The 12270-nt window shown below is 52.3% G+C and carries 12 protein-coding genes; 8 read left to right on the plus strand and 4 right to left on the minus strand.

All coding sequences use genetic code 11. The features are described 5' to 3' along the window. Positions 1-93: 93 nt before the first annotated feature. The 3 genes from degS to zapG all read right to left on the minus strand — a co-directional run bounded on the left by degS (position 94) and on the right by zapG (position 3185). Positions 94-1161: an outer membrane-stress sensor serine endopeptidase DegS gene (gene degS, locus OGY83_RS18360; protein ID WP_123267815.1), complete on the minus strand. Its 1068-nt coding sequence runs from the start codon at positions 1159-1161 to the stop codon at positions 94-96. A gap of 89 nt (positions 1162-1250) precedes the next feature. Then, on the minus strand, positions 1251-2618 hold the full coding sequence (gene degQ, locus OGY83_RS18365; RefSeq protein ID WP_008785951.1) for a serine endoprotease DegQ: 1368 nt from the start codon (positions 2616-2618) through the stop codon (positions 1251-1253). 168 nt (positions 2619-2786) lie between these two features. Further along, complete coding sequence (gene zapG / locus OGY83_RS18370; protein WP_003025147.1) at positions 2787-3185, minus strand: Z-ring associated protein ZapG; 399 nt, start codon at positions 3183-3185, stop codon at positions 2787-2789. 192 nt (positions 3186-3377) lie between these two features. Here zapG and zapE point away from each other — a divergent pair, with 192 nt between their 5' ends. From zapE to sspB, 5 genes are all read left to right on the plus strand, one after another. Further along, positions 3378-4505 carry a cell division protein ZapE gene (gene zapE / locus OGY83_RS18375; RefSeq protein WP_032945144.1) on the plus strand — a complete coding sequence of 376 codons (1128 nt, stop codon included), beginning with the start codon at positions 3378-3380 and terminating at the stop codon, positions 4503-4505. A 218-nt stretch (positions 4506-4723) separates the two neighbouring features. Beyond that, positions 4724-5152, plus strand: coding sequence for a 50S ribosomal protein L13 (rplM, locus tag OGY83_RS18380; protein WP_003025141.1), 429 nt, complete (start codon positions 4724-4726; stop codon positions 5150-5152). 15 nt (positions 5153-5167) lie between these two features. Further along, positions 5168-5560 (plus strand): 30S ribosomal protein S9, encoded by a 393-nt coding sequence (rpsI, locus tag OGY83_RS18385; RefSeq protein ID WP_003025138.1) that lies wholly within the window; start codon positions 5168-5170, stop codon positions 5558-5560. 316 nt (positions 5561-5876) lie between these two features. Continuing rightward, positions 5877-6515 carry a stringent starvation protein SspA gene (gene sspA, locus OGY83_RS18390; RefSeq protein WP_003025132.1) on the plus strand — a complete coding sequence of 213 codons (639 nt, stop codon included), beginning with the start codon at positions 5877-5879 and terminating at the stop codon, positions 6513-6515. Positions 6516-6520: 5 nt separating this feature from the next. Continuing rightward, positions 6521-7024, plus strand: a complete 504-nt coding sequence (gene sspB / locus OGY83_RS18395; protein ID WP_003025130.1) for a ClpXP protease specificity-enhancing factor — start codon at positions 6521-6523, stop codon at positions 7022-7024. A gap of 55 nt (positions 7025-7079) precedes the next feature. On the opposite strand, the gene dcuC is transcribed toward sspB, so the two are convergent. Beyond that, positions 7080-8447 carry an anaerobic C4-dicarboxylate transporter DcuC gene (gene dcuC, locus OGY83_RS18400; RefSeq protein ID WP_003828798.1) on the minus strand — a complete coding sequence of 456 codons (1368 nt, stop codon included), beginning with the start codon at positions 8445-8447 and terminating at the stop codon, positions 7080-7082. A 360-nt stretch (positions 8448-8807) separates the two neighbouring features. On the opposite strand from dcuC, the gene nanR reads away from it, so the two are divergent. The 3 genes from nanR (at position 8808) to nanT (ending at position 12227) form a co-directional block, all read left to right on the plus strand. Beyond that, positions 8808-9599, plus strand: coding sequence for a transcriptional regulator NanR (gene nanR, locus OGY83_RS18405; RefSeq protein WP_079938250.1), 792 nt, complete (start codon positions 8808-8810; stop codon positions 9597-9599). Positions 9600-9733: 134 nt separating this feature from the next. Further along, positions 9734-10627 carry an N-acetylneuraminate lyase gene (gene nanA / locus OGY83_RS18410; protein WP_032945137.1) on the plus strand — a complete coding sequence of 298 codons (894 nt, stop codon included), beginning with the start codon at positions 9734-9736 and terminating at the stop codon, positions 10625-10627. A 109-nt stretch (positions 10628-10736) separates the two neighbouring features. Continuing rightward, positions 10737-12227 (plus strand): sialic acid transporter NanT, encoded by a 1491-nt coding sequence (nanT, locus tag OGY83_RS18415; RefSeq protein ID WP_286636584.1) that lies wholly within the window; start codon positions 10737-10739, stop codon positions 12225-12227. The last annotated feature ends 43 nt before the right edge of the window (positions 12228-12270 follow it).

A 12270-nucleotide genomic window follows, 5' to 3' on the forward strand; every position in this document is an offset into this window, starting at 1 on the left:
TATTACGAGTTAACGCCCTACGATATGCCTAATAAAAACCGGAGCTAATTGTGCTCCGGTTTTTTTATGGTAAGTGGTCTGCCAGACGTGACGTTAGTTGGTGGCTGGGTATTCCTGGATCGTTACCTGCAGCGTCAACTGTTTGTCATCACGCATCACGACAACGGAGATAACTGAACCTGGTCGAATCTCTGCCACCTGGTCCATCGTTTCCAGCGCAGACACCGCCGGTTTGTTATTGACCGAGATAATCAGATCGTTAACCTGAATGCCTGCCTGCGCTGCCGGACCATCCGGGGCTACTTCGTTAACCACAATGCCCTGAATTTGATCCATCCCGCCGCCCTGAGCATGCAGTGGCGCAATTTCGCGACCGCTGATGCCGATGTAGCCACGAATCACGCGCCCGTCACGAATCAGCTTATCCATGATTTTCGTTGCCAACTGAAAAGGAATGGCAAAGCCGATCCCTTCCGGGGTTTCGCCATCGTTGCTCTTATCAAACGACAGCGTGTTAATCCCCATCAATTCACCCAGTGAGTTGACCAGCGCACCGCCGGAGTTTCCGTGGTTGATGGAGGCATCCGTTTGCAGGAAGTTTTGCCGCCCTGTCGGGTTCAGGCCAATTCGACCGGTGGCGCTGATGATCCCCTGAGTGATGGTTTGTCCAAGGTTGTACGGGTTACCGATGGCGAGTACCACGTCACCAATGTGCGGTACGCGTTTGTTATTAATTGGGATTGTTGGCAGCCCGCCAGTGGCGTTGATTTTTAGCACCGCAAGGTCGGTTAACGTATCAGACCCCACAAGCAGCGCTTCAAATACGCGACCGTCCTGCAATGCGACGATGATTTGGTCGGCATCGTTAATGACGTGCTTATTGGTAATGATATAACCGCGCTGATCCATGATAACGCCTGAGCCGAGCGTGCGGATCTCAAGCTGGTTGTGCGTGGTACTGTTCATACTGCGGTTATAAACGTTCACGACGGCAGGCGCTGCGCGGCGAACGGCCGGGTTATAGCTAGCGGGCGTTTCATCTGCACTGTCGAACTGCGGTGCGCTAAGCGTATTAATTTTTCGCAGAGAGGGCATCGCGGCCAGCAGGATGGCGCCGACGATTAAACCAATCGCGACCGAACGTAAAAGCTTCACAAACATGATGGCGGCGTCATTAATAAAGGGAACGGCAGCAGCATATCACGAGTTTACCGGACATCACACGAGGGGCTGATGTCCGGTTGCATGCGTTAACGCAGGAGCAGGTAAATACTCTCGTTACCGCGCACCACCTGCAGAGCGATAATTGACGGTTTTGCTTCCAGCACTTTGCGCATTTCGGCGATCGAGTTTACGCGATCGCGGTTAACGCCAATAATAACGTCATCTTTATGCAGACCGGCCTGTGCGGCAGGGCTGCTTTTTTCTACGTTATCAATTCTGATGCCTTTGGTGCCGTCTTTTAACTGACCGTCGCTGAGCGTGGCCCCTTGCAACGCAGGCGCAATCATCTCTGCGCTGGCGGACGATGATGTGCTGGTATCGAGGGTGACTTCAACCTCCAGCGGTTTACCGTTACGCAGCAGGCCCAGTTTGACCTTGGTCCCAGGTTCAGTTGTCGCAATGCGTGAACGCAGTTCGGCGAAGCTGTTAAGCGGTTTACCGTTGAGGCTGGTAATGACGTCACCTGATTTCACCCCTGCTTTTGCGGAGCCGGAGTTAGGCAGAACCTCACTGACAAACGCGCCACGCTGTACGTCCAGTTTGAACGCTTTGGCGATGTCGGAAGTCATTTCGGTGCCTTTAATGCCCAACAGACCGCGTTTGATTTCACCAAACTGCATCAGCTGCTGTGCCAGCGTGCGCGCCATGTTGCTCGGGATTGCAAAACCAATTCCGATGCTGCCGCCGCCGGGGGCCAGAATCGCGGTGTTAATACCGATCAGCTCACCGTTCAGGTTGAGCAATGCGCCGCCGGAGTTACCGCGGTTGATAGAGGCGTCAGTCTGAATAAAGTTTTCCAGACCTTCCAGATTCAACCCACTGCGACCCAAAGCCGATACAATGCCGGAGGTGGCTGTTTGACCCAAACCGAACGGGTTACCCACAGCCACCGCGAAATCACCCACGCGGAGTTTGTCCGAGTCAGCAATGGCAATTTGTGTCAGGTTGCTGGGGTGTTGAATTTGTAGCAGTGCGATATCGCTCTGATCGTCGCTGCCAATAAGCTTTGCGTCGAACTCACGCCCATCATTAAGCTGGACGCTGATTTTTTGCGCCTGGTTAATGACGTGGTTATTGGTCAGGACGTAGCCTTTGGCGGCATCAATAATGACCCCTGAACCCAGCCCTTCAAAAGGTTGCGAAGGTTGATCGGGAAGTTCATCACCAAAAAACTTTTTGAACTCTTCCGGGACTTTCTGCCCCTGAGTGGCGGTGCCTTCAACCCTTACGCTCACCACGGCAGGTAACACTTTCTCCAGCATCGGGGCGAGGCTGGGGAGCGCAGCCTGACCGGGAACCTGGCCGGGAATCGACGCTGCGGCCGGGAATGGCGCCGAGAGAGTTAACCCGACACTTAACGCTAATGCACTCAACAGCTGGGTTTGTTTTTTCATGGATCCTGCTCTCGTACCTTGAGTAAACGGAAGATGATTCAAAACAGGTTGATGTTATTGAATTTTCGGTTTGGTCACAATGCGGCTAACGACTAAATAATAGCTGGGACAGGAAGAGAAGCGGAGGGCGCAATTGCTGCGCCCAATAAATTTCTTAACGATGTGCGGTTAGTCGCGCTTTGCGCCGCTACGCAGCAGGCCAGATGCCCCTTCAGAATAGTCACGTGGCATCTGAACCGGCGCCTGATCGTTGCCTGCTTCAGACTCTGCCAGACGGTTACGGAACGGGTTGTTTTCCGGCGACATACCCGGCAGCAGGTTGCTGGAGCTTTTCGCCATGTGCTGGTAAATCTGACGATAATCGTCCGCCATGTTATCCAGCAATTCAGCGCTGCGGGCAAAGTGGCTCACCAGCTCTTCGCGGTACTCTTCCAGCTCAGCTTTATTTTTTTCCAGTTCGTACTGCAATGCCTGCTGTTGGCGTAATTTACGATTACCAAAACGCATGGCTACAGCACCAATAATGATACCGACGACTAACCCAATTAGCGCATATTCCCAGGTCATGAACATCTCCCGTTGTCTTGTGTTTCCGTAGGGTGTTGGCTTTAGGCTCCATGCCTGCGCCTGATTATGCCACTATAACCGCTAATCCCGTAGAAGTGGAATCCCGTGTTTATATCACGTAATGTAGAACGGCCTTTTTTTCGTCAACCGTGAGCGACGGCACATCGATTCTCAAGGAATAACAATAACATCATGCAAAGCTTTTCCCCGACATCGCGTTACCAGCAAGCTCTCAACGACGGCAGTCATCAGCCCGACAATGTACAACTCGAAGCCGTGAATCGACTGGAAACAATTTTCCAGGCGCTTACGACGCCAGCACGTCCTGCGCCGCAGGAGAGTGGACTGATGGCGCGTTTTGGAAAATTGCTGGGCAAGCGTGAGTCGCCGATCAACGCACCGGTGCGTGGCTTGTATATGTGGGGCGGAGTTGGGCGCGGAAAAACCTGGCTGATGGATCTGTTCTACCATAGCCTGCCGGGCGAACGTAAACAGCGTTTGCACTTTCACCGTTTTATGCTGCGCGTGCATGAAGAACTTACTGCCTTACAGGGGCAGAGCGATCCGCTGGAAATCATCGCCGACCGCTTTAAGGCCGAAACGGACGTGCTGTGCTTCGACGAATTTTTTGTTTCTGATATCACCGACGCCATGCTGCTCGGCGGCCTGATGAAGGCGCTGTTTGCCCGTGGCATTACGCTGGTGGCGACCTCCAATATTCCGCCAGATGAGCTGTATCGCAACGGTTTGCAACGCACGCGTTTTCTTCCTGCCATTGATGCCATCAAACAGCATTGTGACATCATGAATGTCGATGCCGGCGTCGATTATCGTCTGCGCACCTTAACGCAGGCGCATTTGTGGTTGTCGCCATTGAATGAGGAAACCCGCCAGCAGATGGATAAGCTCTGGCTGGCATTAGCGGGAACCAAAGGTGAACATGCCCCAACGCTGGAGATTAACCATCGTCCTATGCAAACCCTGGCTGTAGAAAATCAGACGCTGGCAGTGTCGTTCACCACGCTCTGCGTCGATGCCCGGAGTCAGCATGACTACATTGCGCTGTCGCGTCTGTTTCACACGGTGCTGTTGTCTGATGTGCCGGTCATGACTCCGCTGATGGAGAGTGAAGCGCGACGCTTTATCGCATTGGTGGATGAGTTCTACGAACGCCACGTCAAGCTGGTGGTCAGTGCGGCATCACCCCTCTATGAAATTTATCAGGGCGAGCGTCTGAAGTTTGAATTTCAGCGCTGTTTGTCGCGTTTGCAGGAGATGCAAAGCGAAGAGTATCTGAAGCGGGAACATTTAGCCGGTTAAACCTGCCGCAAATCACATAAAGGGGTCGATCTTTGACCCTGACTTCTCTATAATCTTGCGACCCCACGTTACGAGAGAGTTTTTTTCCCAAAACTTTCTATGTGCCGGCATAGGCTATTCGAAGGGGTAGGTTTGCTGGACAATGTCGTGTGAACCTCAACTGACAAAACGTTTGGGTGTTCACCAACGTGTAACTTATTTATTTGGGTAAGCTTTTAATGAAAACTTTTACAGCTAAACCAGAAACCGTAAAACGCGACTGGTATGTTGTTGACGCGACCGGTAAAACTCTGGGCCGTCTGGCTTCCGAACTGGCTCTGCGCCTGCGCGGTAAGCACAAAGCGGAATACACTCCGCACGTAGATACCGGTGATTACATCATCGTTCTGAACGCTGACAAAGTTGCTGTAACCGGCAACAAGCGTACTGACAAAGTGTACTATCACCACACCGGCCACATCGGTGGTATCAAACAAGCGACCTTTGAAGAGATGATTGCTCGCCGTCCTGAGCGTGTGCTTGAAATCGCGGTTAAAGGCATGCTGCCAAAAGGCCCGCTGGGTCGTGCTATGTTCCGTAAACTGAAAGTTTACGCTGGCAACGAGCACAACCACGCGGCACAGCAACCGCAAGTTCTTGACATCTAATCGGGATTATAGGCAATGGCTGAAAATCAATACTACGGCACTGGTCGCCGCAAAAGTTCCGCAGCTCGCGTTTTCATCAAACCGGGCAGTGGTAAAATCGTAATCAACCAACGTTCTCTGGAACAGTACTTCGGTCGTGAAACTGCCCGCATGGTAGTTCGTCAGCCGCTGGAACTGGTCGACATGGTTGAGAAACTGGATCTGTACATCACTGTTAAAGGTGGTGGTATCTCTGGTCAGGCTGGTGCGATCCGTCACGGTATCACCCGCGCTCTGATGGAGTACGACGAATCCCTGCGTGGCGAACTGCGTAAAGCTGGCTTCGTTACCCGTGATGCTCGTCAGGTTGAACGTAAGAAAGTCGGTCTGCGTAAAGCACGTCGTCGTCCTCAGTTCTCCAAACGTTAATTGTACTCTGCTTCGGCAGACGACAATTTGCGAAAAAACCCGCTTCGGCGGGTTTTTTTATCGTTATTTCTCGCCTCAGATCCACGGTAATCCGCTGATTGCCACCTCTTTTTCCCCATTTCAAGAATCGACTCACCACAAAGGTCACAAAATCTGGTAAACTATCATCCAATTTTCTGCCCAAATGTCCGGTATCGTTCATTTTTTGTTTGTATTTTGAACAGTAATGACTTTCCCGAGCCTGGGTGACATCACTTCTGGCTGGCCACTGAGTGGCTGGTAGCAGTAAAAATTCTGAATATACCTGGAGGTTTTCATGGCTGTCGCTGCCAACAAACGTTCGGTAATGACGCTGTTTTCTGGTCCTACTGACATCTATAGCCATCAGGTCCGCATTGTGCTGGCTGAGAAAGGTGTTAGTTTCGAGATTGAGCATGTGGAGAAGGACAATCCACCTCAGGATCTGATCGACCTCAACCCGAATCAGAGCGTACCGACACTGGTGGATCGTGAGCTGACCCTGTGGGAATCTCGCATCATTATGGAATACCTGGATGAGCGCTTCCCGCATCCGCCGCTGATGCCGGTTTACCCGGTTGCGCGTGGTGAAAGCCGCCTGTACATGCAGCGTATTGAAAAAGACTGGTACACGCTGATGAACGTCATCGTGAACGGTTCTGCATCTGAAGCCGAAGTCGCGCGTAAGCGTCTGCGCGAAGAACTGCTGGCAATCGCGCCAGTATTTGGCCAGAAACCTTACTTCCTGAGCGATGAGTTCAGCCTGGTAGACTGCTACCTGGCGCCGCTGCTGTGGCGTTTACCGCAGCTGGGCATTGAATTCAACGGTGCAGGTTCGAAAGAACTGAAAGGGTACATGACTCGCGTCTTCGAACGTGACTCTTTCCTGGCTTCTCTGACTGAGCCTGAACGTGAAATGCGTCTGGGCCGGGGTTAACCTGTATGGATTTGCCACAGCTAACACCACGCCGTCCGTATCTGCTGCGCGCGTTCTATGAATGGTTGCTAGACAACCAGCTCACGCCGCATCTGGTGGTGGATGTGACGCTCCAGGACGTGCAGGTTCCAATGGAATATGCGCGTGACGGGCAAATTGTTCTGAATATTGCACCGCGTGCGGTGGGCAACCTGGAACTGGCTAACGATGAAGTGCGTTTTAACGCGCGCTTCGGTGGTGTGCCGCGTCAGGTGTCTGTGCCGTTGGCTGCCGTTCTGGCAATTTATGCACGTGAAAATGGCGCCGGTACGATGTTCGAACCGGAAGCCGCCTACGACGAAGATGTTGCCAGCTTAAATGATGACGACAACGACGCGTCTGGTTTTGAGAGTGAAACGGTCATGTCGGTCATTGATGGCGATAAGCCTGACAATGGCGATGACAACGATCCGGACGATACTCCGCCACCGCCTCGCGGTGGGCGTCCAGCGCTGCGCGTAGTGAAATAAATAGTGAAATAAAAAACAGGCCCTTTGGGGCCTGTTCTGTTTTCTGGCTTTGGCATCAATAAAACAGCGCGATGGTGGCTACCATATTCACCACAAATCCTACTGCCATCGGGATTGCTGTACGTTTTACCACTTCAAAGGGCGATACGCCGGCAATACCCGATGTCACGACAATTACAGCGGTTATGGGTGACACCGCGCGGGCAAGCGTAGTGGCAAAATGCATCGGCATAATCATTACTACGGCAGGAATATGCAGCCCGGCGGCAATATCCGGAATGAGGCTGGCAAAAGACATAAACGGCGCGTTGCCTGACCCCATGACGATCGCACAGGCGGCAATGACTACAGCCATGATGATCATCACGCCGATGCCGCCAAGACCGGAATGCTCTGCGCCTTTTATTACGGCGTCGACAGTCCCGATAGTCGTCAACCCTTTCGCGAAGATTTCACCGGCGACCACCAGGGTGACAACGTTGGCAAACTGCGTCCCCATGCCGTCAAAAAAAGCCTGCACATCATCCATCGTTTCGCGCAGATTATGTTTATGCAGGAATTCAACAAACATAGTCAGCGTCATGCTCATCAACATCACCACCACCAGATTCAACTCTGCTTTCATTAGTCCCATTTGTGCAAGGGCAAGCGAGCCCAGCATCAGGATCAGCGGCATGACAGGTAGAATGGCGTAATAGAGCGGAGGTACGTTTTCCAGCGTCTTTTGTTCAGCAAATCCGTTGCTTTCCGGTGCGGCTTTTTTGTCAAATTGACGCTGAACGAAAAAATGCGCAATGGCGACGGCGACAATGACACACGACGCGACGGGCAACTGGTATTGAAAGAAGTAGGTGGCGATTTTCATACCCGCAACCTGCGCGGCAAAAATAGAGTTGGTTTCCAGAATGCCCCACTCAATTGACATCGAGGTGGCAATCACCGCGACAGCGGATAAACGACTCACGCCAAGACTGACCAGCGTCGGGAATAGCGTCACCATCAGCAGCATGCCTAACCCGGACGCGCTGGTAATGAACTGCGCCATGATCTGACCAATCACATAGGTGGCGGCAAGCACAACATAGGGTGAGCGGATTAGTTTGAGCGGGCGACTTAACAGACTAACCATCGCTCTGCTGGCTCCCATTCTGTCCATATAACGGGCATAACCACCCACTGCCATGATTGATAACCCCAATCCGGCCGCGCGGTTGGAGAGCATACGCAAAATTTCATTGTAAATATCGACCAGTAGATAGCCACTGCTTTTGTCGTCAGCGACCAACGCGCCGTAGCCCAGCCAGACGCCGCAGATCATCAGAAAGATCCCGGCGGCGGCCAGCACGACCTGTGGTTTGTAGTTTTTGAGGATCAGGTAACCCATCGTTAATAAAACGATGACAGAGATAATGATGCCGAACATTGTTTCACTCCATGCCAGAGAAGAAGATAAATCCGGTAATAACGCTGTTGTCAAAACGGATGTTATATTTTTTTGGGCGTTTTTTATGGAGTGAATATCTTATTTTTAATTCGATGTTTAAATTATTTATCGTTTTAAAATAGATAGTTATGATAATTTATCACGTTAACGTTCATAAATTTCATGAAGATGATATAACGCTATTCAATTAAAAATAGGCGGAAAATATTCGCTTAAAATAATATTGCTGTTACGTATGTTTTCAATAAGCCAGCCGGATCAGATCGTCCATCATTTCACCCTGCTTTCGATCCTGTGTTAGGATAAACCCGCTGTTGTTTGTCACCACGACTTAGCTGAATGGACCCTATGAACGCATTTGATTCGCAAGCTGAAGACTCTCCATCTACCATTGGCCGTAGCTTACGCAATCGCCCGCTGGCGCGTAAAAAACTGTCTGAAATGGTTGAAGAAGAACTGGAGCAGATGATTCGTCGTCGGGAATTTGGCGAGGGCGAACAGTTGCCGTCTGAGCGGGAGCTGATGGCCTTCTTTAACGTGGGCCGTCCTTCTGTACGAGAGGCGCTGGCCGCGTTAAAACGCAAAGGTCTGGTACAAATCAACAACGGTGAGCGCGCCCGCGTTTCGCGTCCTTCAGCTGATACCATCATCAGCGAGCTGTCTGGTATGGCGAAAGATTTCCTCGCACATCCCGGCGGCATTGCCCACTTCGAACAGCTGCGATTGTTCTTTGAATCCAGCCTGGTGCGATACGCTGCCGAACATGCGACGGATGAGCAAATCGACAGACTGGCGAAAGCACTGGAGATCAACAGCCAGTCGCTGGATGACAATACGTTGTTCATCCGTTCGGACGTTGATTTTCACCGCGTACTGGCGGAGATCCCAGGTAATCCCATCTTTATGGCTATCCATGTTGCGCTGTTAGACTGGCTGATTGCCGCCCGTCCGACCGTTGCCGATCAAGAGCTGTATGAGCACAATAACGTGAGTTATCAGCAGCATATCGCTATTGTTGACGCAATTCGCCAGCGCGATCCTGAAGAAGCTGACCGCGCACTGCAAGAACACCTCAACAGCGTTTCCGCGACCTGGCACGCCTTCAGCAAAAGTAAAAAATCGCGTAAGTGATCGCGATCCTGACGATCGTTTAGTGAAGTAGATCGCACTATAAGCGTTCTCTATTGTATTGCTGCTTATTTGATCTGGTATAACAGGTATAAAGGTATGCAGTCAGATAAGACTAATCATCATCAGAGGTCGTTATGGCAAGAGATTTAAAAGGCGTAATGCCAGCGTTGTTAACCCCATTCGATAACCAACAGCGACTGGACATCGAGAGTTTGCGCCGCCTGGTGCGTTTCAACATTGGTCAGGGTGTAGACGGGCTCTATGTCGGTGGCTCAACGGGCGAGGCCTTTGTCCAAAACCGCGTTGAAAGAGAGCAGGTACTGGAAATTGTTGCCGAAGAGGCAAAGGGCAAGGTGACGCTGATCGCCCACGTTGGTACGGTGAGCACCGAAGAGAGCCAACAGCTGGCGAGCGCCGCGCATCGCTACGGCTTTGATGCGGTTTCGGCCGTCACACCGTTTTACTATCCGTTTAGCTTTGAAGAGCACTGCGATCACTACCGCGCAATTATTGATTCCGCTGATGGTTTACCGATGGTGGTCTATAACATTCCGGCGCTGAGCGGCGTAAAACTGACGCTGGATCAGATCAACACGCTGGTAACGCTGCCAGGCGTTGGCGCACTGAAGCAAACTTCGGGCGATCTCTATCAGATGGAACAGATCCGCCGCGCTCATCCCGATCTGGTGCTTTATAACGGTTACGACGAAATCTTCGCTTCTGGACTGCTCGCGGGCGCAGATGGCGGTATCGGTAGCACTTACAACATCATGGGATGGCGCTATCAGGGAATTGTGAAAGCGCTCAAAGAAGGTGACATCCGTACGGCGCAAAAGCTGCAAACCGAGTGCAATAAGGTTATCGATCTGCTTATTAAGGTTGGCGTGTTCCGCGGCCTGAAAACAGTACTGCACTATATGGATGTGGTTTCTGTTCCACTGTGCCGTAAACCCTTTGCTCCGGTAGATGAACGCTTTCTGCCGGAACTGAAAGCGCTGGCAAACCAACTGCTGGCGGAAAAGGCGTAATCACGGGTCGCCGGGGGCGCTTCGCTTGCCCGGCCTGGATTTTTCGACCGTAGGCCGGGTAAGGCAAAGCCACCACCCGGCACAACAACAAAATCATCGGGAGAGTAAAATGAGTACTTCTACCCAGAGCATCCCGTGGTATCGCCATCTCAATCGGGCACAATGGCGGGCATTTTCCGCCGCCTGGCTGGGATATTTGCTTGATGGTTTCGATTTTGTGTTAATCGCCCTGGTGCTGACAGAAGTGCAGGGCGAATTCGGATTGACGACGGTGCAGGCCGCCAGCCTGATCTCGGCCGCCTTTATCTCCCGTTGGTTTGGCGGGTTAATGCTGGGGGCAATGGGCGACCGCTACGGACGCCGCCTGGCAATGGTCACCAGCATCATTCTGTTCTCGGTGGGAACGCTGGCCTGCGGTTTCGCGCCGGGCTACACCACCATGTTTATCGCCCGCCTGGTTATCGGTATGGGAATGGCGGGTGAGTACGGCTCCAGTGCAACCTATGTTATTGAAAGTTGGCCTAAACACCTGCGAAACAAAGCCAGTGGTTTCCTGATTTCAGGCTTTTCCGTTGGTGCAGTGATCGCCGCCCAGGTCTACAGCCTGGTGGTTCCGGTCTGGGGGTGGCGTGCGCTGTTCTTCATCGGCATCCTGCCAATTATCTTCGCCCTCTGGCTGCGTAAAAATATTCCGGAAGCGGAAGACTGGAAACAGAAACACGAAGGCAAAGCGCCAGTGCGCACGATGGTGGACATTCTCTACCGGGGCGAGCATCGGGTAATTAATATTCTGATGACGCTCGCTGCTGCCACCGCGCTGTGGTTCTGCTTTGCTGGCGACCTGCAAAATGCGGCTATCGTGGCGGTCCTGGGGCTGATATGCGCGTTTATCTTCATTAGCTTTATGGTGCAAAGCAGCGGGAAACGCTGGCCGACGGGCGTCATGCTGATGGTGGTCGTGCTGTTTGCCTTCCTGTACTCGTGGCCGATTCAGGCGCTGTTGCCAACCTATCTGAAAACGGATCTGGCCTATGATCCGCACACGGTTGCAAATGTCCTGTTTTTCAGTGGCTTTGGTGCGGCGGTCGGTTGCTGCGTCGGCGGTTTTCTTGGCGACTGGCTGGGCACGCGTAAAGCCTATGTCTGTAGTCTGCTGGCCTCGCAGTTGCTGATTATACCGGTGTTTGCGATAGGCGGTTCAAATGTCTGGGTACTGGGTTTACTGCTGTTTTTCCAGCAAATGCTCGGCCAGGGGATCTCCGGGATCTTACCAAAACTGATTGGCGGCTATTTCGATACCGATCAGCGTGCGGCGGGACTGGGCTTCACCTATAACGTGGGCGCACTGGGTGGAGCGCTGGCTCCGATCATCGGCGCGCTGATTGCCCAACGTCTGGATCTGGGTACCGCGCTGGGATCGCTCTCTTTCGGTCTGACATTTGTAGTGATCCTGCTGATTGGTCTTGATATGCCGTCCCGTGTACAGCGCTGGCTGCGTCCTGAAGCGTTGCGTACGCATGATGCCATTGATGGTCGACCGTTTAGCGGTGCCGTGCCGTTCGGTGGTGACAAAAGCACTATGGTGAAATCCAAAAGTTAATCCAATTGCCCGGTGCTGAACCGGGCAATAGCAGTAAGGGAAG

It is taken from the genome of Citrobacter sp. Cpo090, assembly GCF_030332665.1.
Classification (GTDB): domain Bacteria; phylum Pseudomonadota; class Gammaproteobacteria; order Enterobacterales; family Enterobacteriaceae; genus Citrobacter; species Citrobacter portucalensis.

Bases quoted from the DNA above. Each gene is read 5' to 3' on its own strand.
- degS (WP_123267815.1), bottom strand. From the start codon at position 1,161: ATGTTTGTGAAGCTTTTACGTTCGGTCGCGATTGGTTTAATCGTCGGC.
- degQ (WP_008785951.1), bottom strand. From the start codon at position 2,618: ATGAAAAAACAAACCCAGCTGTTGAGTGCATTAGCGTTAAGTGTCGGG.
- zapG (WP_003025147.1), bottom strand. From the start codon at position 3,185: ATGACCTGGGAATATGCGCTAATTGGGTTAGTCGTCGGTATCATTATT.
- zapE (WP_032945144.1), top strand. From the start codon at position 3,378: ATGCAAAGCTTTTCCCCGACATCGCGTTACCAGCAAGCTCTCAACGAC.
- rplM (WP_003025141.1), top strand. From the start codon at position 4,724: ATGAAAACTTTTACAGCTAAACCAGAAACCGTAAAACGCGACTGGTAT.
- rpsI (WP_003025138.1), top strand. From the start codon at position 5,168: ATGGCTGAAAATCAATACTACGGCACTGGTCGCCGCAAAAGTTCCGCA.
- sspA (WP_003025132.1), top strand. From the start codon at position 5,877: ATGGCTGTCGCTGCCAACAAACGTTCGGTAATGACGCTGTTTTCTGGT.
- sspB (WP_003025130.1), top strand. From the start codon at position 6,521: ATGGATTTGCCACAGCTAACACCACGCCGTCCGTATCTGCTGCGCGCG.
- dcuC (WP_003828798.1), bottom strand. From the start codon at position 8,447: ATGTTCGGCATCATTATCTCTGTCATCGTTTTATTAACGATGGGTTAC.
- nanR (WP_079938250.1), top strand. From the start codon at position 8,808: ATGGACCCTATGAACGCATTTGATTCGCAAGCTGAAGACTCTCCATCT.
- nanA (WP_032945137.1), top strand. From the start codon at position 9,734: ATGGCAAGAGATTTAAAAGGCGTAATGCCAGCGTTGTTAACCCCATTC.
- nanT (WP_286636584.1), top strand. From the start codon at position 10,737: ATGAGTACTTCTACCCAGAGCATCCCGTGGTATCGCCATCTCAATCGG.